This is a genomic window from Sphingomonas aurantiaca (assembly GCF_003050705.1).
In the GTDB taxonomy this organism is placed as follows: domain Bacteria; phylum Pseudomonadota; class Alphaproteobacteria; order Sphingomonadales; family Sphingomonadaceae; genus Sphingomonas; species Sphingomonas aurantiaca.
In genome coordinates this window covers 272,342-290,691 of record NZ_QAOG01000004.1, presented here as the reverse complement: position 1 = coordinate 290,691, position 18,350 = coordinate 272,342, and the positions used below count along the sequence as shown (strand labels likewise).

Annotated in this window: 18 protein-coding genes; 8 read left to right on the top strand and 10 right to left on the bottom strand. The window is 66.3% G+C overall.

Annotated elements, in window-relative coordinates:
* Window positions 1–64 precede the first annotated feature (64 nt).
* Both C8J26_RS13035 and C8J26_RS13030 read left to right on the top strand, forming a co-directional pair.
* The gene (locus C8J26_RS13035; protein WP_107958563.1) at window positions 65–1,309 is read left to right on the top strand and encodes a TetR/AcrR family transcriptional regulator; all 1,245 of its coding nucleotides are present in this window, start codon (window positions 65–67) and stop codon (window positions 1,307–1,309) included.
* A 100-nt stretch (window positions 1,310–1,409) separates the two neighbouring features.
* Window positions 1,410–1,790 carry a hypothetical protein gene (locus tag C8J26_RS13030; RefSeq protein ID WP_107958561.1) on the top strand — a complete coding sequence of 127 codons (381 nt, stop codon included), beginning with the start codon at window positions 1,410–1,412 and terminating at the stop codon, window positions 1,788–1,790.
* Window positions 1,791–1,910: 120 nt separating this feature from the next.
* On the opposite strand, the gene C8J26_RS13025 is transcribed toward C8J26_RS13030, so the two are convergent.
* Together C8J26_RS13025 and C8J26_RS13020 are read right to left on the bottom strand one after the other, a co-directional pair.
* Window positions 1,911–3,215, bottom strand: coding sequence for a spinster family MFS transporter (locus tag C8J26_RS13025; RefSeq protein ID WP_244185296.1), 1,305 nt, complete (start codon window positions 3,213–3,215; stop codon window positions 1,911–1,913).
* A gap of 439 nt (window positions 3,216–3,654) precedes the next feature.
* A complete protein-coding gene (locus tag C8J26_RS13020; protein ID WP_107958935.1) occupies window positions 3,655–4,269 on the bottom strand; it encodes a glutathione S-transferase family protein in 615 nt (204 codons plus the stop codon).
* Window positions 4,270–4,342: 73 nt separating this feature from the next.
* Here C8J26_RS13020 and C8J26_RS13015 point away from each other — a divergent pair, with 73 nt between their 5' ends.
* The 5 genes from C8J26_RS13015 to C8J26_RS12995 all read left to right on the top strand — a co-directional run bounded on the left by C8J26_RS13015 (window position 4,343) and on the right by C8J26_RS12995 (window position 9,497).
* Window positions 4,343–5,926, top strand: a complete 1,584-nt coding sequence (locus tag C8J26_RS13015; RefSeq protein WP_107958559.1) for a class I adenylate-forming enzyme family protein — start codon at window positions 4,343–4,345, stop codon at window positions 5,924–5,926.
* A gap of 17 nt (window positions 5,927–5,943) precedes the next feature.
* Window positions 5,944–6,723: a thioesterase family protein gene (locus C8J26_RS13010; protein ID WP_333999125.1), complete on the top strand. Its 780-nt coding sequence runs from the start codon at window positions 5,944–5,946 to the stop codon at window positions 6,721–6,723.
* Between the two features lie 162 nt (window positions 6,724–6,885).
* The gene (locus C8J26_RS13005) at window positions 6,886–7,368 is read left to right on the top strand and encodes an EF-hand domain-containing protein (protein WP_167398836.1); all 483 of its coding nucleotides are present in this window, start codon (window positions 6,886–6,888) and stop codon (window positions 7,366–7,368) included.
* Window positions 7,369–7,440: 72 nt separating this feature from the next.
* Window positions 7,441–8,160, top strand: coding sequence for a response regulator (locus C8J26_RS13000; RefSeq protein WP_056411068.1), 720 nt, complete (start codon window positions 7,441–7,443; stop codon window positions 8,158–8,160).
* 32 nt (window positions 8,161–8,192) lie between these two features.
* Window positions 8,193–9,497, top strand: coding sequence for a sensor histidine kinase (locus tag C8J26_RS12995; RefSeq protein WP_107958555.1), 1,305 nt, complete (start codon window positions 8,193–8,195; stop codon window positions 9,495–9,497).
* Between the two features lie 120 nt (window positions 9,498–9,617).
* Here the strand turns inward: C8J26_RS12995 and C8J26_RS12990 are convergent, their stop codons facing one another.
* The 6 genes from C8J26_RS12990 to rpsU all read right to left on the bottom strand — a co-directional run bounded on the left by C8J26_RS12990 (window position 9,618) and on the right by rpsU (window position 15,159).
* Window positions 9,618–10,907 carry an MFS transporter gene (locus tag C8J26_RS12990; protein ID WP_056411074.1) on the bottom strand — a complete coding sequence of 430 codons (1,290 nt, stop codon included), beginning with the start codon at window positions 10,905–10,907 and terminating at the stop codon, window positions 9,618–9,620.
* Window positions 10,907–13,039, bottom strand: coding sequence for a M3 family metallopeptidase (locus C8J26_RS12985; protein WP_107958553.1), 2,133 nt, complete (start codon window positions 13,037–13,039; stop codon window positions 10,907–10,909). Before C8J26_RS12985 ends, C8J26_RS12990 begins: the two co-directional genes overlap by 1 nt.
* 107 nt (window positions 13,040–13,146) lie before the next feature.
* Complete coding sequence (locus tag C8J26_RS12980; RefSeq protein WP_056411080.1) at window positions 13,147–13,329, bottom strand: hypothetical protein; 183 nt, start codon at window positions 13,327–13,329, stop codon at window positions 13,147–13,149.
* Between the two features lie 52 nt (window positions 13,330–13,381).
* Window positions 13,382–14,098: a Crp/Fnr family transcriptional regulator gene (locus C8J26_RS12975; RefSeq protein WP_107958551.1), complete on the bottom strand. Its 717-nt coding sequence runs from the start codon at window positions 14,096–14,098 to the stop codon at window positions 13,382–13,384.
* 113 nt (window positions 14,099–14,211) lie between these two features.
* Window positions 14,212–14,790 carry an FKBP-type peptidyl-prolyl cis-trans isomerase gene (locus C8J26_RS12970; protein ID WP_056411086.1) on the bottom strand — a complete coding sequence of 193 codons (579 nt, stop codon included), beginning with the start codon at window positions 14,788–14,790 and terminating at the stop codon, window positions 14,212–14,214.
* A gap of 162 nt (window positions 14,791–14,952) precedes the next feature.
* Window positions 14,953–15,159 carry a 30S ribosomal protein S21 gene (gene rpsU, locus C8J26_RS12965; protein ID WP_056411089.1) on the bottom strand — a complete coding sequence of 69 codons (207 nt, stop codon included), beginning with the start codon at window positions 15,157–15,159 and terminating at the stop codon, window positions 14,953–14,955.
* A 167-nt stretch (window positions 15,160–15,326) separates the two neighbouring features.
* Between rpsU and cysS the strand changes: the two genes are divergently transcribed.
* A complete protein-coding gene (gene cysS / locus C8J26_RS12960) occupies window positions 15,327–16,754 on the top strand; it encodes a cysteine--tRNA ligase (protein ID WP_107958549.1) in 1,428 nt (475 codons plus the stop codon).
* A 4-nt stretch (window positions 16,755–16,758) separates the two neighbouring features.
* Here cysS and C8J26_RS12955 read toward each other — a convergent pair whose 3' ends face one another.
* Window positions 16,759–17,700, bottom strand: a complete 942-nt coding sequence (locus C8J26_RS12955) for a DUF979 domain-containing protein (RefSeq protein ID WP_107958547.1) — start codon at window positions 17,698–17,700, stop codon at window positions 16,759–16,761.
* Window positions 17,697–18,350, bottom strand: coding sequence for a DUF969 domain-containing protein (locus C8J26_RS12950; RefSeq protein ID WP_107958545.1), 654 nt, complete (start codon window positions 18,348–18,350; stop codon window positions 17,697–17,699). The genes C8J26_RS12955 and C8J26_RS12950 overlap by 4 nt, the downstream gene beginning before the upstream one ends.

Here is an 18,350-nt window from a genome sequence, read left to right as displayed (position 1 = left end):
AAGTCCGCCCTGAAAGCGCCTAAAAAGCACTGTATCTTCAAATCGAAGCTGTTAGGGTGTTTCGATGAAGGTTCCGGCAGAGGCCAGCGACGAGAGCGAACAGGGTACCAAGCGCTTCCGTGCGAAGCGTGATGCGATCCTCGCCGCGGCGGCAGAAGCGATCAACGAGCAGAGTGCCAAGGGCATGACGTTCGCGGACGTGGCGCGGCGCGTCGGGCTCAACACGACGAGCGTTACCTATTATTTCAAGCGCAAGGAAGACCTCGCGGCGGCGGCGTTCGAGAACACGCTCGAATCCCTGATCGCGATGCTCGATGTGGCGATGGAAGAGGCGACGCCCGAGGCACGCGTCCGCCGCTATCTCGCGCTCAACATGGATCGGCTGAACCGGATCCAGCGCGGCGAGGAGAAGGCGTTCGCGGTCCTGTCCGATCTGCGCGCAACGGAGGAACCGATGCGCGGCCGGCTGATGGCGGGCTGGCGCGAGGTGTTCCGGCGGACGCGGCTGCTCTGGGGACCGGCGTCGTCGCGCGCGCAGACCGATCTCAACGGCGCGCGCGCGCACGTGTTGCTCGAGAACACGTTCTGGCTGCCGATCTGGCTGACCCGCTACGAGCCTGACCAATATGGCCGCGTCGAGGAGCGGCTAATGGACGTGTTCGCGCACGGCATCGCGGGCAGGGCCGCCAAATGGTCGCCGACGCTGCTCGACCTCAGCCATGACGAGGCGGAGCCGGGTCGCGAGGCGTTCCTGCTGGCCGCCACCCGGCTGATCAACGAACTCGGCTATCGCGGCGCGTCGGTGCAGAAGATCGCATCCGAGCTGAACGTGACCAAGGGCAGCTTCTACCATCATCTCGATGCCAAGGACGACCTGGTCATCGCCTGCTACCAGCGCAGCTTCGACACGATCGCCGATGCGCAGAGCCGTGGCGAGGCCGAGGGCGGGAGTTACTGGCACAAGCTGTCGAGCACGGTCGCGACTCTGCTCGACGTGCAGTTCGCCGAGCGCGGGCCGCTGTTGCGCACCACCGCACTCAGCGGGCTACCCGTCGGCGTGCGCAACGCGATGGTCGATCGGTCGAACGGGATCGCGCGGCGCTATGCGGGCATGATGATGGACGGGATCGGCGAAGGTTCGATCCGCGCGGTCGATGCACTGATCGCGGCGCAGGCGTTGATGGCGCTCCAGAACGCGGCGTTCGACATGCGCAAATGGGCCTCGACGATGCCGCGCGAGCGCGCGGTGGCGATGTATGCCTCGACGCTGATGTTCGGGCTGTTCGACGATCAGGTGGCCAAGGCGTAAAGCGCGACCAACCCAGATCGGCGCACGTTCGCAGCCGGATCGGATTGGTTACGCCGCATTAACGGCTTGCCGCCGATCCCGGCGCTCCACGGAGGGCGCCATGCATAGTATCACGACCGATCTCGACACGGGCATCATCGAGGTCGAGGCATCGGGCTTCTGGACGATCCCGCATGTCGAGGATTTCCTGCGCGACCTGGACCGCGAGGCGCGGCGCGTGCTGGCCACCGGCAAGCGCCACCTGCTGCTGTGCAACTTTTCCAAGTCCGCGATCCAGCCGCAGGAGGTGATTGCGATGCTGCAACGCGTCGCAGTGTCGATGCCGCTCAAATCGCGCAAGGTGGCGCTCTACACCGAAGGCAAGCTCGCACGCCTGCAGGTCAAGCGGATCGCCTCGGTCCGCGACGACATGGCGGTGTTCGACGACCGCGCGACCGCGCTCGCGTGGATACTGGACGGGCCAGCCGCCGCGCCGCACTGACGCAAAGCGCCCCGTCCCGCAGCGCCACCCCCTTTTTTCCGTCATCCTGACGAAAGTCAGGATCCAGGGTTCCGAACGCCGACCTCGCGATACCCCAACGTCACCACGACGACGGCGCGCTTACCTGACCGCATCCTCCGCCCGCTTCAGCAGAACCCCAGCGCGCCAGTAATGAAACAGCGCCCAGGGCGTCATCAGCGCGATGATCACCAGCGCATAGCGCAGCGAATCCTCGCCGAACCCGGGCTTCAACAGGTCGCTGAGCCAGCCGACCATCGTCGGCCCCAGCCCCAGCCCGATCAGGTTGATGACGAGCAGCGTGATCGCCGCCCACATCGCGCGGATCTGCAACGGCGCTAGGTGCTGGATCAGCGCAAAGCTCGGCCCGAGGTACGAATTCGCAAAGATCAGCGACACGAAATAGCTGCCGATCGCGATCGCCGGCGCGTCGATCAGGTAGAAAGCGAGCGCGAACGGCAGCGAGAGCCCCTTCATCGCCAGCACCACCCAGGCCTGGACATGCAGCCCGTGGCGCTTGGCGAGCATATCGGCGATCTTGCCGCCGGCCAGCGCTGATACCGCGCCGAACAACGCCCCCGGCAACGCGATATAGCGCGAGATATCGAGCATCGACACGCCGAGCGACCGCTGCATATAGCTTGGCCCCCACCCCGTCAGCGCATAGCCGATCATCGAGGTGAGCGTCACGCCGACCACCAGATGCCGCGCCGGTGCGCTCGCCCACATCGACGCGAAGCCCTGGCCGACGCTCGGCATCGGCGTCGCCTCGGCCGCGCGCGCGGCGTCGGACAATCCGCGGCGCGGTTCGACCATGAACAGCCGGACGAGAATGGCGAGCACGATCCCCGGCAGCCCGACGGTCATCATCGCGATCCGCCACCCGTAGGAGTGCGCCACGACGCCGCCGATCAGCGTGCCGAAGCCCGCGCCGAGCACGACGCCGAGCGAATAGACCGCCATCGCACTCGCACGCTTCTCGGGCGGATAGAGGTCGGCAATGATTGAATGGCTGGGCGGACTCGATCCGGCCTCGCCGATGCCGACACCGATCCGGAACAGCATCAGCTGCGTGAAGTTCTGCGCAAGCCCGCACAGCGCGGTCATCGCGCTCCAGACCGTCAGGCTGGCGGCGATGATGTTGCGCCGATTCGTCCGATCTGCCAGCCGCGCGACCGGGATGCCGAGCGTCGCGTAGAAGATCGCGAACACCAGCCCCGACAGCAATCCGAGCTGCGTATCGGTCAACACCAGGTCCGCCTTGATCCGCTCGAGCAGGATCGCGAGGATCTGGCGGTCCATATAGCTGAAGAAGTACGTGAAGGTGAGCAGCGCGAGCGTCAGGCCCCGTCGCTTCATCGCCAGCGTGTCGGCGATCTCGGGATGGGACTGATACGCTATGGCCACCGGCGATACCTCGAAATCGAAACAGGCCTTACGCTAGGCCACGCGGGACGTACCAGACAAGCGAAAGCTGCATCGATCACAGATCATGATGCACCGCAATTGCCGCCGCACAGCTCGGTTTCGTGAATTTAATGGTATGACCGGGGATCGTGAGAAGGACGGCGGAAGATGCGTCCTCTTTCGGGTCGCTCTTCCGCCTTATCCCCTCTCCAACGTCGTGGCCGGGAACTTGTCCGCATTCTCTGGGTCAACGGACCATCCGGGCAATCTGAATACCGGGTATGCGGGTTCCCTCGCATAGATTCGCGGCGTTGCAAAGCGTCTTTTACGTGCAATGCCGACTTACCCTGAAAACGTCTGCTCGACCGTTGCCTGGCGTCGACAAGCCCCTCGCCGCGATGGCCGACGGTCGAGCAGATCTATTCAGACCGGAACTCAACTACGCGGCAGCGCTCGGCCGCGTAGAGACCCGCGCATGCCAAGCGCGCAAATGCGTCAGTTCCTCGGGCATCGGCACACCCACAAACGTCGCAAAATCGATCGTCGTCAGCAGGACGATGTCGGCAATCGTGTAGCGTTCGCCATCGAGCCAGTCGCGACCGTCGAGCGCCGAATTGAACTCCGCCATCGCGGCCCGCACGCGCGGCCGCTGGCTCTCGCCGAATTCGGTATATTGTGGCCTCACGATTCGCGCGGTCCAGGGATGCGTATGTTGCCAGACCATCGACAGCGGGGTCATCAGCCGCAATTCGATCCGCCGGGTCCACATGTCGATCTCGGCGATGTTGTGTGCGCCATGCCCGAACATCGGTGGCTCTGGGTGCAGCACCTCGAAATAGCGGCAGATCGCGACGCTTTCGGTCAGCACGCGACCATCGTCGAACGCCAGCGCGGGCGTCTGGCCAAGCGCGTTGACCGACAGGAACGCGTCCGACTTGTGCTCGGCCTTGGGGATCGAGATCTGCGCCATCGGCACTCGGACATGCTTTTCGGCGAGGAAGATGCGGACGCGGCGCGGGTTGGGCGCGGGCAGCGCGCTATCGTAGAACAGCATCGGCATCTCCTCGGCTTCGTTTTTCGAATATACCGTATGGCATTGCCCGTGGCGTTCGCCTAGCGATGCAGCGATGACGACCGCCGCAGACATGCTCGCCACGGGCTTCGCCACCCTGCCCGATTTGATCCGCGCCCACGCGCTCGAACGCGGCGACCGTGTCGCGGTAGCCGACGCCAAGGGTGGCATCGACTATCGGATGCTCGATGCGATGATGGACCGGGTCGCGGCGGCCCTGCAACGCGATGGCGTGGCGCCGGGCACGGCCGTGGCAATCGTCGCCGCGCCGACGACCGAGTATGCCGCCGCATTCCTTGGTACGGTACGCGCCGGTTGCGTCGCGACGCCGATCGCGCCGTCCGCCACGCCTGCGGCGATCACCGCGATGATCGCCGATAGTGGCGCGCCAATCGTGTTCCTCGATGCGGAGAATGCGCGCGCGCTGGAAGGCCAGCATCTTACCGCGCGCGCGGTCTTGTTCTCCCGCGAAGGCGGGAGCCCAGACTGGACTCTCGCCTTCGCGGGAGAACAATCTTTTGATTCATGGCTCGCTCCCGATGGCGCCAAGCCCATCCCTGTCCCAATTACTCCGGACGATGCGTTCAACATCATCTACTCGTCAGGCACTACCGGCACGCCCAAGGGCATCGTCCAGAGCCACGCAATGCGCTGGGCGCATATCGCGCGCAACACCGCCGCGGGCTTCGATACCGCGGTCACGATGATCGCCACGCCGCTGTATTCGAACACCACGTTGGTCAGCTTCCTGCCAACTCTGGGCTGGGGCGGCACCGTCGTGCTGATGGGGAAATTCGACGCGCGCGCGTATCTCGAACTGGCGCAGCGCTACCGTGCGACGCACACGATGCTGGTGCCGGTGCAGTATCAGCGGATCATGGCACTCCCCGGTTTCGACGACTTCGACCTGTCGGCGTTCCGCTTCAAGACCAGCACCAGCGCGCCCTTCTCCGCCGCGCTGAAGGCCGACGTCGTCGCGCGTTGGCCGGGCGTGCTCGTCGAATTCTACGGCATGACTGAGGGCGGCGCGAGCTGCGCGCTGAACGCCACCGCCAATCCGACCAAGCTGCACACCGTCGGCCTGCCGATGCCCGGTCACGAAATCCGCCTGATCGACGACGACGGCGTAGAAGTAGCGCCGGGCGAGATGGGCGAAGTCGTCGGTCGCAGCCCGGCGATGATGAACGGCTATCACGGGCGCTCGCAGGCGACGCGCGATGCCGAATGGCACGACGCGGACGGCAACCGCTACATTCGCCACGGCGACATCGGCCGGTTCGACGCGGACGGGTTCCTGACGCTGATGGATCGCAAGAAGGACCTGATCATCTCGGGCGGGTTCAACGTCTATCCGTCGGACCTCGAGGCGGTGTTGGCGCAGCACCCGGCGGTTGCGGACTGCGCGGTGATCGGTGTGCCGTCCGAGGCGTGGGGCGAGACGCCGGTCGGCTTCTACGTGCCGCGGGCCGGTGCGACCGACGAGGCGGCGACGATCCTGGCCTGGGCGAACGCGCAACTCGGCAAGACGCAGCGCTTGGCCGCACTCCATGTCGCCGACGAACTGCCCCGCAGCGCGATCGGGAAGGTCCTCAAACGCGAACTGCGCGACACCCTCGCGTCTACACCCCCGTCATCCTGACGAAGGATGAAAGGACCATGATGACCAGTCTCAAACAGGCGATCGACGCCTTGGAGCCGATCGAGGGCGGTTGGCGCGGGACGGTGCCGGAGAATTGGACGCAAGGGCGCACCGCCTATGGTGGTTTTTCCGCCGCGCTCGCGCTCCACGCCGCGCAGATTTCGGACATCGACCTGCCGCCGCTGCGATCCGCGCAGGTGTCGTTCATCGGGCCGCTGTCGGGCGAGATCACGCTCCGCGCGCGACGACTGCGGCGCGGGCGCAATGCCGCGTTCGTCGAGGTCGACGTCGAGAGCGCGGCGGGGCTCGGGCTGCGGGCGACGTTCGTGTTCATGGGCGCGGTCGCCTCGCGCGTCGATCACCAGACCGGCGGCGCGCCCGACTTTCCCATGCCGGGGCCGGACACGCAGACGTTTCGCGGTCACAGCGCGGTCGCGTTCTCGCGCAACTTCGACCTGCTCGACCGCCGCGACGACGGCGTCGGGCCGTCCGAATGGCTGCGCTGGGCGCGGTTGGCGGAGCGCGACGGGCTCGATCCGATGGTCGAGCTGATCGCGATCGCGGATTGCCTGCCGCCCGCCGCGCTCAAGCTGCTCGGCGGCCCTGCCCCGCTGAGTTCGATGACGTGGCTGCTCAACATCCTCGGCCCGCAGCCGGTGACGCGCGACGGCTGGTGGCTGCTCCGCGCGACCACCGACTATACGCGCGAGGGAAGCTCGAGCCAGCAGATGGCGATCTGGAACGCGGACGGCACGCCCGTCGCCGAACAGATGCAGAGCGTCGCGATCTTCGCCTGAACCCGACATATCTTGCGACATATTGGCTACTTGGCGGCAAAACCCTGCGACAAGCGCGGCGTAGACCAGCGGCATTCGATGGGAATTCCTACCCCTCTGCCGGAGACCGACATGCGCAAGATCGTCCTACCCCTCCTCTTCGCTGCTAGCGCGATTGCCTCCGTGGCAAGCGCCGCCCAGACCAATCCCGCCCCCGCGACCCCGCGCGCGCCGATCCGTCAGGACGCGAACCGCGACGGTGTCGCGACGCGCGCCGAAGCGATCGCGCAGGCCGACGCCCGCTTCGCGCAGATGGATACCGACCGTGACGGCCGGATCACCGGCGGCGAGATGCGCGCCTATCGTGCCGCGCTGCACGACCGGATGGTGGCAAGCGGCCGCGATGTCCCCGTTCCGCCACCGGGTGGCGGCAAGCATGACGGGATGGGCCGGCGGATGGATCCGAACGGCGACGGCAGCGTCACGCGCGAGGAGTTCGAGGCACGCGCGCTCAAGCGGTTCGACCGGGTCGACGCCAATCACGACGGCATGATCGATGCGACCGAGCGCGCGAATGCCGCCGAGATGCGCCATGTCGACCGACGCGAGCGCCGCCAGGGCGTCACCCCGCCCGTGCAGACTCCCGCGCCCACGCCTGCCCGATAACTCGAAGACGGGGAAGCATCGGACGAACCCCGATGCTTCCCCTGGACAGCCGCCATGCTAGACACTGCCCCGATGGGAGACATGCCGCATCTGCTGCTCGTCGATGACGAGCGCTCGATCCGTGAGCCATTGGCCGCGTACCTCACCAAACAGGGGTTCCGCGTCACGCAGGCGGGCGATGCGGAGAGCGCGCGGACCCGGCTGACGGCCTATGCGATCGATCTCGTCATCCTCGACATCATGATGCCGGGCGAGGACGGGCTGTCACTGTGCCGGCATATCGCCGCGACCAGCGACGTGCCGGTGATCCTGCTGACCGCGCGCACCGAGGAGACCGACCGGATCATCGGGCTCGAAATGGGTGCCGACGATTATGTTGTGAAGCCGTTCTCGCCGCGCGAACTGGCGACGCGCGTGAAGGTGATCCTGCGTCGTGCGACCGCGGGCGGTGCGCGCCAGCACGCACCCGAGGCGAACGCCTATGCCTTTGCCGGCTGGGTGCTGAAATCGGGCGAGCGCGCGCTGGTCGATCGCGAGGGCGTGTCGGTGCCGTTGTCGACGGGCGAATATAACCTGCTGCTCGCGCTCGTCACGCGGCCGCGCCAAGTGCTCACGCGTGATCAGTTGCTCGACCTGACGCAGGGGCGCGAGGCGGCGGCGTTCGATCGCGCGATCGACAATCAGGTCAGCCGGTTGCGGCGCAAGATCGAGGCGGATGCCAAGACGCCGGAGCTGATCAAGACGGTCTGGGGTGGCGGCTACACGCTCGCGGCGGAGGTTACGCGGCTGTGACGCGCCCTTGGCCGCGCAGTCTGGCGGGTCAGATGGCGTTGCTGATCGCGCTGGCCTTGTTCGTCGCGCAGGCGATCAACTTCGGCATGATCCTGCATGATCGTTCCGAATTCCGACTCCTGCAGGCCACCCGACCGGTCGCGACGCGGATCGCCGATGCGCTCGACCGCGAGGCGCATGGCGGCCGTCCGCTGACCGCAGATCGCGGTCGCGTCCGGCGCACGCCGACCAATCCGATCGCGCGGTCGATCATGGAGCGCCATCCCGAGGTGGCCGCCGAACTGCGTCGGCAATTCGCCGATCTGGGATTGACCGTCGGGCGGATCGATACCGGACTGCGCCCTGCAATCGACGAAACGAGCGACGCGCATCGCCGCGACGGACTGCGCCGCGGCGACCGGCAAGGCCCTACGCTACTGATCGCGATCGAGCAGCCCGGGCGCGGCTGGCTGGCGATCACCGCGCCCTGGCCGCAACCCGGCTGGCGGTTGCTGCTCGCGGCGCTGACGCAGACGGCGATCCTGTACATCATCGTGCTGCTGCCCGTGCTGTGGATCGTGCGACGGATCTCGCGCCCGCTCCAGGATCTGCGGCGTGCGGCGGAGAGCTTTCGGCCGGGTGACCCGGGGGCGCCGATGCCACCACACGGGCCCGACGACGTTGTCGCGCTGATCGCGGCGTTCAACGCGCTCAGGCTGCGCGTCACGGGCATGCTCGACGAGAAGGATCGCATGCTCGGCGCGATCGGGCATGACCTGCGCACGCCCCTTGCTGCCTTGCGCGTGCGGATCGAGTCGGTCGAGGACGATATCGATCGCGCCAAGATGATCGACACGGTGGCGGAAATGAACCGGACGCTCGACGACATCCTCTCGCTGGCACGGCTGGGGCGGCCGAGCGAACCGCCGACCGATGTCGATCTGGCGGCGCTAGTCGATGCGGTGGTCGAGGATTTCCGCGATCTCGGCTGCGAGGTGAGCTTCGTCGAGGCGGACCGGTTGCGTATGCGGTTGCGGCCGTCGCTGATGCGCCGCGCGGTGCGCAACCTGATCGAGAATGCGGTGAAATACGGCGTCGCGGCGGAGGTGCGGGTCGAGGAGCGTGCGCGCTCGGTCGCAATCGTTGTGGCGGACCAGGGTCCCGGGATCCCCGAGGACCGGATGGGCGATGTGTTCGACGCATTCACGCGGCTGGAAAGTTCGCGCAACCGCGAGACGGGCGGGATCGGGCTGGGGCTGGCCTTGGCGCAGGCGATCGTGCGCGAGGCCGGTGGCGAGATCCGGCTGGTCAACCGGGCGGGCGGCGGGCTCGACGCGATCATCGAGCTGCCGCGCTAGGTCTGTCTGCTCCCTCTCCCCTTTGGGGAGAGGGTTGGGGTGAGGGGCTGTTCCGGGCGGCGCACAGCTTGGCGCCCCTCACCCCGGCCCTCTCCCCGGCGGGGAGAGGGAGCAGGAGCGTTAGTCCTCGACGATCTGGCTGTTCGTCCGCGTATCCTTCATCATCAGATACACGACCAGCGACACCGCGATCATCGCGGTCACATACCAGTAGAAGCCGCGTTCGAAGCCGGCATCCTTGAACTTCAGCGCGACGACCTCGGCGGTGCCGCCGAACAGCGTGTTGGCGAGCGCATAGGGCAGAGCGACGCCCAGCGCGCGGATATGCGCCGGGAACAGCTCCGCCTTCACCACCGCGTTGATCGACGTATAGCCCGTCACGATCACCAAAGCCGCCATCACCAGCAACCCGGCATAGATCGGGTTGGTCGCGGTCTCGAGCGCAGTGAAGATCGGATAGGTGAACAGCACCCCGGCGATGCCGAACGCGATCATCAGCGGCTTGCGCCCGACCCGATCCGACAGACCGCCCGCGACCGGCTGCAACAGCATGAACACGAACAGCGTGGCGGCGTTGATCTGGCTCGCCACTTCGCGGCTGAACCCGCTGGTGTTGACCAGGAACTTCTGCATGTAGATCGAGTAGGCGTAGAAGGCGAGCGTGCCGCCCGCGGTCAGCAGCATCACCGTCATCGTCTCGCGCGGATGCTTGGTGACCAGCTGGAGGAAGCCCGACTTCGGCTTGCCGTCGCCCGCCTCGGACTTGGCGTTCTCGAAGCTCTGCGTCTCGGCGAGCCCGCGGCGGATGTAGAACACGACCACGGCCAGCACAGCCCCGATCGCGAACGGAATGCGCCAGCCCCAGGAGTCCAGCGCCGCCTCGCTCATCGTCGACTGCAGCACCAGCAGCACGCAGATCGCGAGCAGCTGCCCAGAAATCAGCGTGACATACTGGAACGACGAGAAGAAGCCGCGGCGATCCTTGCCCGCCATCTCGGTCAGATACGTCGCCGACGCACCATATTCACCGCCGACCGACAGCCCCTGCATCAGGCGCGCGATCACCAGCATGATCGGCGCGAACACGCCGATCGTCTCGTATCCCGGCGTGCACGCAATGATCAGCGAGCCAGCGCACATCAGCGTGACCGCGACCGTGAGGCCTGCCTTGCGACCGTGGCGATCCGAATAGACCCCCATGATCCACGCGCCGATCGGCCGCATCAGGAAGCCCACCGCAAAGATCGCCGCCGCGCTGAGCAGCTGCGCGGTGCGATCCGTCGACGGGAAGAAATGCGGTGCGAAATACAGCGTGAAGGCGGAATAGACGTACCAGTCGAACCACTCGACGAGGTTGCCGGTCGATCCGCCGATGATCGCTTTCAGGCGTGTCTTCTGATCGGGTGCCATTACTTCACATCCTGCGTCGCTGGAGTGGGGGCGAACCCGCGCTTCCTGAGCAGCGCGTTCACATCGGGGTCGCGACCGCGGAAGGCGCGATACGCCTGGGCACGATCGGTCTCGTTACCCGTCGACAGCAGCACGCGCGCGAACTTGTCGGCAGTCGGCTTGTCCCACGGACTGCCCGCCTCCTCGAACGCCGCGAACGTGTCGGCGTCCATCGTCTCCGACCAGAGGTAGCTGTAATAGCCCGCAGAATAGCTGTCCGACGCGAACAGATGCTGGAACTGCGGCACGCGGTGACGCATTACCAGCTGCTTCGGCATGCCGATCTCGGCGAGCGTCGCCGCCTCGAACTTGTCCGGGTCGATCACACCGTCGGCCAAGGTGTGGATCTTCATGTCGACGATCGCCGACGAGAGGTATTCGGTGGTCGCAAACCCCTGGTTAAAGGTGCGCGATTTCTCGATCTTGTCGAGCAGGTCCTGCGGCATGGCGGCCTTGGTCTGGTAATGCCGCGCATATTTGTCGAGCACGTCACGGGTCAGCAGCCAATGCTCGTTCACCTGGCTCGGATACTCCACGAAATCGCGCGGCGTACCGGCGAGCCCCGGATATTCGACGTTCTGCAGCATCGCATGAATTGCATGCCCAAACTCGTGGAACAGCGTCTGCGCATCGTCGAGGCTGATCAGGATCGGCTCGCCGGGCGCCCCCTTGGCGAAATTGTTGTTGTTCGACGACAGCACGAGCTGTGCCGGGGCAAGGCCGCGCTGGCCGCGATAGGTGTTCGCCCACGCGCCCGACCGCTTGCCGGTCCGCGCGAAGTCGTCACGGTAGAACAGCCCGACATCCTTGCCGGCCTTGTCGGTCACGCTCCACACGCGCATGTTCGGCTCGAACACCGGCACGGTCCCGGTGATCTCCTTGAAATTCAGCCCGTACAGCCGGTTCGCCGCATAGAGCGATCCCTGGATGATGTTGCCAAGCTCGAAATACGGCTTCAGCTGCGCCTGATCGAGGTCGTACCGGGCTTTGCGGACCTTCTCCTGATAAAAGCGGTAGTCCCAGGGCTCGATCGTCAGCGACGTGCCGGCGACCTTCTGCATGTCGGCAACTTCCTCGGCGACACGGCCGCGGGCGGCGGGCCAGACGCGCATCATCAGGTCCATCGCCGCGGCCGGCGTCTTGGCCATCGTGTCCTGCATCCGCCAGTCGGCATGCGTCTTGAACCCGAGCAGGTGCGCGCGGTCGGCACGCAGCTTGACGATCTGCGCGATCGTCGCGTTCGTGTCGTTCGTATCGCCGTTGTCGCCACGATTGACGAATGCGCGCCATACCTTCTCGCGCAACGCACGGTCGGTCGCGTAGGTCAGCACCGGATCGACTGCCGAGCGCGTGTTGACGATCGCGTAGCCCGGCAGCTTCCGCTCGGCCGCGGCGGCCTTGGCGACCGCCTTAACGCTGTCGGGCAACCCGGCCAGCTGCGCCGCGTCGGTGACCGAGATCGCCTTGCTCTCGTCCGCGAGCAGCTTCTCGCCAAAGGTCGAGAAGGCGGTCGCGAGCTGCTGGTTATATTGCGACAACTGGGCCTTTTGCGCATCGTTCAGCTTGGCGCCCTGCCGCACAGAGCTGTCGTAGATCCGAGTCGCGAGCCGGATCTGCTTCGCGGTCAGCCCGCTCGAATTGCGCGTGTCGTAGATCGCCTGGATTCGCGCGAACAGCGGCTTGTCGAAGGTGATCGCGTCCGACGCGGCGGAGAATTTGGGCGACCATTCGCGGTCGAGCTTCTGATAGGCGGGCGTGTTCATGTTGCCCGTCATCACGCCGAACAGCGTCATCACCCGACCATAGCGCTTGCCGGCCAGCTGCATCGGCACGATCGTATTGGCAAACGTCGGCTTGGCCGGATTGTCGGCGATCTTGCGGTAGTCCGCGGCGCGTTCGGCGAGCGTCGTCTCGAACGCCTGCGGGAACAGCTCGGGGCGAACCTTGTCCCAGGGGGGCACCCCGCCCATCGGGCCGGTCCAGTCGGCGAGCAAGGGATTGGCGGCAGGCGTAGCGGCCGGCGCAGTCTGCGCGACGACGGAGGTAGACGCCATCAGCGCGACGGCGCTCGCGGCGAGGTATAGAAACTTCACATGGATCTCCCGGTCGATGTCCCGGGTAGCATAGAGATAAAGTCACACAGAGGAAGGCGTGCGGGGTATTTAGGTCGCCACGCACTCCCGACCCACTACTCGGCCGCTCACTCCAGCGGCGGTTCCTCAGTCGATTGAAGCGCCGCCAACGCGGCGGCCGCGATCAATCGCCGGCCCGTTTCCGCCGCCGCCTCTGGCGTCATCGTGATCGCCAGTCCGTCGCGTCCGTCGAGCGTGACAACGCCGTCTTGCGCCGCGGCGACGCCTGCGATGGTTTCGGGCCTTAACATGATCACACTCCCGGTCGCCGCGCTGCTTCCCCGGCCTGTCGCCGTGTCGCAGTCAAGGGCCGTTGGAACCGTACAGATATTGTGGTTCGAACTCGGCAACGGCCGCGAGCGCCTTACGATCCAGGATGCAGACCTCATTTGCCTTAAATGTCAGCAAGTTCTTCTCGCGGAGCGAGCGCAACACGCGGTTGACATGCACCCCGGTCAACCCACTGGCCTCGGCAATGTCCGGCTGCGTCATCGGCAGCATGTACCGCCCATCGGCCGCCAGCCCGACCATTTCGAGCCGTTCATTGAGCTCGCAAAACAGATGTGCGACCCGGCCCTCCGCGCCAAGGCGGCCAAGCCGGAAAATCCACTCGCGGTGCATCGCCGCGTCGAGCAGCGTACTGAACCACAGCTTGCGCGTGAGATGCGGATAGCGTTCGGTGATCGTCTCGAGCGTCTGGTGATCGTAACAGGCGATCTTGACCGGGCCGAGCGTGGCAATGTCATGATCGAGGCGTCGCATCGGAAACGCGTGAAGATCGACGAAATCGCCGGGGACGTGCACCGCGACCAGCTGTCGCTGCCCGTCGCGGTCGTCCATGTAGCGGCACACAAACCCTTCGAGCAGCAGCGTGCTCGTGTCGATGATCACGCCGGCGCGGACGATCTGCTTGCGCGCGGCGACCTGCCGCACCGATCCGATGCTGTCCTCAAGGACGCGCTGTTCTTCGTCGCTAAGTTCGTGCCGGCCCCGGCCGAGCAGAAATTTACCCGAGATCATCACAGCTCCCGTCGCGTTCGGCCGCATATCGCGGCCGACCCTAGAAGACCCTAACAGGCCCCGCACAGATCTTCATCCTACGCAACCGCGGGACCGTACCGGGCCGTTCGCGGTCAGGGACGGACGGGAACTGCGCCCGGTGCACCCGGTGCGCCGCCCGGCATGCCGCGCTGCTGCATCTGGGCCTGCGCCTGCATCTGCTGGACGACGCTCTGCGGAAGGAAGTCGAGCAGCTCAACGTCGAAGATCAGCGTCGAGTTCGCGGGGATCGGCCCGGTCGCCTTGTCGCCATAGCCGAGCGACGGCTTCATCCAGAAGCGATACTTCGCGCCCTTCGGCATCAGCTTGAGCGCTTCCGAAAAGCCCGGAACGACGCCGGTGACGGGCATCGGGGTCGGCTGCTGCGATTTGTCGAACGTCGTGCCGTTCAACAGCTTGCCCTCGTAATTGACGAGCGCAACGTCGGCGTCGGTCGGCTTGGCGGCACCCGGCTTGCCCGGCGCGATCACCTTGTACTGCAGACCGGACGCGGTCACGACGACGCCGCGCGCCCGCGCGTTGCGCGCGAGCGGATCGTCGCCCTGCCGCGCCAGCGCGACAGCCGCGATCAACGCGAGCGCGATCCCGACCCAGAGATAGACAAGATAGCTGCGCTTGGTGGGCTGCAGCGGCACGGCGGTGACGGTCGACATCGGATAAGGCCCCGGTCATCTGGTCACGCCGGAGCGCCGCGCGTGCCGTTTGTAAAGTCTTGCGACTGGATCATTCCGGGGCTGCGACCATCGCAACCCCGAACCTCAAAGGATCCCGCGCCGATCGTGCGATGACGATCGATCCGCGGGACCGGTCATTTCTTAGCGGGCGCCGTCGCGCTCTGCGCGCTTGCGGTCCATCTTGCGCGAGCGACGGATCGCGGCGGCGCGCTCACGTGCGCGCTTCTCGGACGGCTTCTCGTAGTGACGGCGCAACTTCATCTCGCGATACACGCCTTCGCGCTGCAGCTTCTTCTTCAGCGCGCGGAGGGCCTGGTCGACGTTGTTGTCGCGTACGATGATCTGCATAAATCCGTTGAGCTCCGGTCGAATGGGTTTAGCCGTCGCGAACAGGTCCGCGCCGTATGAACCGTGCCCCCTAACAGCGCATCGGTCCGGTTTCAACCCTGCGCCCTCCGCGGCCCCGCAGAATCGCCGCGTTTGCGAGTGGCGTGACGTGCGGCTAGGAGCAGCGGATGACCCGCACGCCCCTCACGCTTTACAACAGTCTCTCGCGCGAACTCGAGACCTTCCGGCCGATCGATCCGGCCGATGTCGGCATCTATTCATGCGGGCCCACGGTCTACAACTATGCGCATATCGGCAATCTGCGCGCCTATGTGTTCACCGACACGCTGAGCCGCGTCCTGACGTGGAAGGGCTATCCGCTCACCCACATCATCAACATCACCGATGTCGGGCATCTGACGTCGGATGCGGATGTCGGCGACGACAAGATGGAGGCGGCCGCGCGCGCCAGCGGGCAGGATATCTGGGCGATCGCGAAACACTATACCGACGCGTTCAAGCAGAACCTTGCCGACCTGAACATCCGCGCGCCCACCCGCTTTCCGCTCGCCACCGATCACATCCCCGAGATGATCGCGTTTGCCGAGGCGATCGCAGAGCGGCATTGCTACATCCTGCCCGACGGCCTGTATTTCGATACGACGACGGTGCCCGATTATGGTCGCCTCGCCCGGTCGCACGACGACACGGGTGAGAGCCGGATCGATCCGGTCGAGGGCAAGCGCCACCCGCAGGACTTCGCGATCTGGCGGACGTCCGCGCCGGGCGAGAACCGGCAGATGGAATGGGATTCACCCTGGGGTCGCGGTGCGCCCGGCTGGCATCTCGAATGCTCGGTGATGAGCAAGAAGTATCTCGGCGCGACGTTCGACATCCACACCGGCGGGATCGATCACCGCGAGATCCACCATCCCAACGAGATCGCGCAGAACCAGGCGCATTGCGACTGTGGCGATACCGGCGCGACGGTGTGGATGCACAACAACTTCCTGGTCGAACGCTCAGGCAAGATGTCCAAGTCGGGCGGTGAGTTCACCACGCTCAAAACGCTGGTCGACCGGGGCTTCCACCCACTCGCCTACCGGCTGATGTGCCTTCAGGCGCAGTATCGCAGCGAGCTGGAATTCTCATGGGAGAATCTCGCCGCGGCGCAAACTCGCCTGAAGCGACTGGCGATCACGGTCGATGCGTTGCGCAGCCGGCCCGCGGGCGGCCCGTCGGGTAGCGCGTTTGCCTATCGCGACCGGCTAGACGCCGCAGTGTCGGACGATCTGTCGACGCCGCGCGCGCTGCCGATCCTCGACGAGATGCTCGGCGACAAGCGCGTCGCGCCGGCGGACCGGCTGGCAGCGCTCGTCGATTTCGACGCGGTGCTGGGCCTCGATCTGGCGACGATCCGCCGCGAAGACCTGCGCGTCCGCCCGATATCGGCGACGCTCGACGAAGCGACGATCGCGGATCGCCTCGACGAGCGGCGGGCGGCGCGTGGGGCGAAGGATTTCCCGCGCTCCGACGCGATCCGCGACGAACTGGCGGCAGCCGGCGTCGAGGTCATGGACGGCGATCCGCTTGGCTGGGACTGGAAACTGGGCTGACGCCTCAGCGAAAGCCCAGCCAGTAGAGCAGGCCGATATTGACCGCGAGCAGTGGCAGCGCGGTCGGCACCTGCGCGCGGATGACCGCGTTCTTGTCCTTGAGGTCGAGCAGCGCGGCGGGGACGAGATTGAAGTTCGCCGCCATCGGCGTCATCAGCGTGCCGCAGAACCCGCTGAGCATCCCGATCGCCGCAACGACGGCGGGGTCGCCGCCATAGTGCCGGACGAGTAGCGGGATCCCGATCGCCGCCGCCATTACCGGGAACGCCGCGAACGCATTGCCCATGATCATCGTGAACAGCGCCATGCCGAGCGTATAGGCGAGAACCGCGCCGATCAGGCTGTTATCCGGGATCGCATGGCCCGCCAGCCCGCCGACGACGTCCCCCACGCCCGCCAGCGCGAAGACCGCGCCGAGGCTTGCCAGCATTTGCGGCAACACCGCCGCCCAGCCGATCGCATCCATCACCCGCAGACCTTCCGCCAGTGGCGTGGCGAGCCGCGGGCGGAACCAGGCCTCCATCGCGATCAGCGCGATCAGGACGCCGCAGGTCAGCGCGACGAGCGTCGCCTGCTTCGGATCGACGAGGCTCGGGACCGCGCGAAACAGCACGGTGCCGCCCAGCGCCGCGGCCGGGATGATCAGCGCGGGGAGGAAGATCCGGTTTCCGAGCCGTGCGGCGTCGTCCCGTCGCGCGTCGAGCGAAGTGGTGGCCCGCCCGCCCCGCCCCATCGCGCCCGAGCCTGCGATCGCGACGAGCGCCAGGACGAGGACGCCATTGCCGACGTCGCCCAGCCGCCCGCCGAGCAGGAAGCTGATCGCCAGCACCGCATAGAACGCCGCATTGCCCAGGCGCTTGGGATTGGTGCGATCGGTCGCGCTCAGCACCGCGAACGCCGCGAACATCAGCCCTGCGACCGTGTAGATGAAGCCGGTGCCGATCACGCCGCGCGCGCCAGTCGGCGATCGAGCAGCCAGAGGCGGAAGCCATGGATCACGAACGCGGCGATCGCGGTCGGGATCGCCCACACCGATAGATGCAGCGGCTGGATGACGATGCCATAGCCCTCGAGCACGCCCTTCATCAGCAGGATCGAGCCGATCGCGATGAAGATGTCCTCACCGAAGAACAGCCCGATATTGTCGGTCGCCGCGGCCATCGCCGGTATGCGGTCGCCGCCCGGCGGGAGACCTTGCGCCTCGGCTGCGGCCTCGGCCATCGGCGCGACGAGCGGGCGGACGCTCTGCGCCGGGCCGGCAATCGACGTCAGGCCGAGCGCCGCGGTCAGCTGGCGAAACAGCAGATAGCCGATCAGCAACCGCCCGACCGTCGCGCCCCTCAGCGTGCCGATCGCGAGCCGCGCGCGCTCCTGCAACCCATGGCGTTCGAGCATCCCGATCACCGGCAGAACGAGGTAGATCACGGTGACATAGCGGTTGTCGTTGAATGCCTTGCCGAACGCCGCAAGGATCGCGAGCGGCGCGATCCCGGCGGCAAGGCCTGTGACCAGCGCGGCGACCGCGACCACGAGCAACGGATTGAACCGGAGCAGGAAGCCCGCGACGATCACCACGATACCGCACAGGACCAGCAT

Coding starts and splice junctions, on each gene's coding strand:
- C8J26_RS13035 (WP_107958563.1), top strand. CDS start 65: ATGAAGGTTCCGGCAGAGGCCAGCGACGAGAGCGAACAGGGTACCAAG.
- C8J26_RS13030 (WP_107958561.1), top strand. CDS start 1,410: ATGCATAGTATCACGACCGATCTCGACACGGGCATCATCGAGGTCGAG.
- C8J26_RS13020 (WP_107958935.1), bottom strand. CDS start 4,269: ATGCTGTTCTACGATAGCGCGCTGCCCGCGCCCAACCCGCGCCGCGTC.
- C8J26_RS13015 (WP_107958559.1), top strand. CDS start 4,343: ATGACGACCGCCGCAGACATGCTCGCCACGGGCTTCGCCACCCTGCCC.
- C8J26_RS13010 (WP_333999125.1), top strand. CDS start 5,944: ATGATGACCAGTCTCAAACAGGCGATCGACGCCTTGGAGCCGATCGAG.
- C8J26_RS13000 (WP_056411068.1), top strand. CDS start 7,441: ATGGGAGACATGCCGCATCTGCTGCTCGTCGATGACGAGCGCTCGATC.
- C8J26_RS12995 (WP_107958555.1), top strand. CDS start 8,193: ATGGCGTTGCTGATCGCGCTGGCCTTGTTCGTCGCGCAGGCGATCAAC.
- C8J26_RS12990 (WP_056411074.1), bottom strand. CDS start 10,907: ATGGCACCCGATCAGAAGACACGCCTGAAAGCGATCATCGGCGGATCG.
- C8J26_RS12980 (WP_056411080.1), bottom strand. CDS start 13,329: ATGTTAAGGCCCGAAACCATCGCAGGCGTCGCCGCGGCGCAAGACGGC.
- C8J26_RS12975 (WP_107958551.1), bottom strand. CDS start 14,098: ATGATCTCGGGTAAATTTCTGCTCGGCCGGGGCCGGCACGAACTTAGC.
- C8J26_RS12970 (WP_056411086.1), bottom strand. CDS start 14,790: ATGTCGACCGTCACCGCCGTGCCGCTGCAGCCCACCAAGCGCAGCTAT.
- rpsU (WP_056411089.1), bottom strand. CDS start 15,159: ATGCAGATCATCGTACGCGACAACAACGTCGACCAGGCCCTCCGCGCG.
- cysS (WP_107958549.1), top strand. CDS start 15,327: ATGACCCGCACGCCCCTCACGCTTTACAACAGTCTCTCGCGCGAACTC.
- C8J26_RS12950 (WP_107958545.1), bottom strand. CDS start 18,350: ATGCTGGTCCTGTGCGGTATCGTGGTGATCGTCGCGGGCTTCCTGCTC.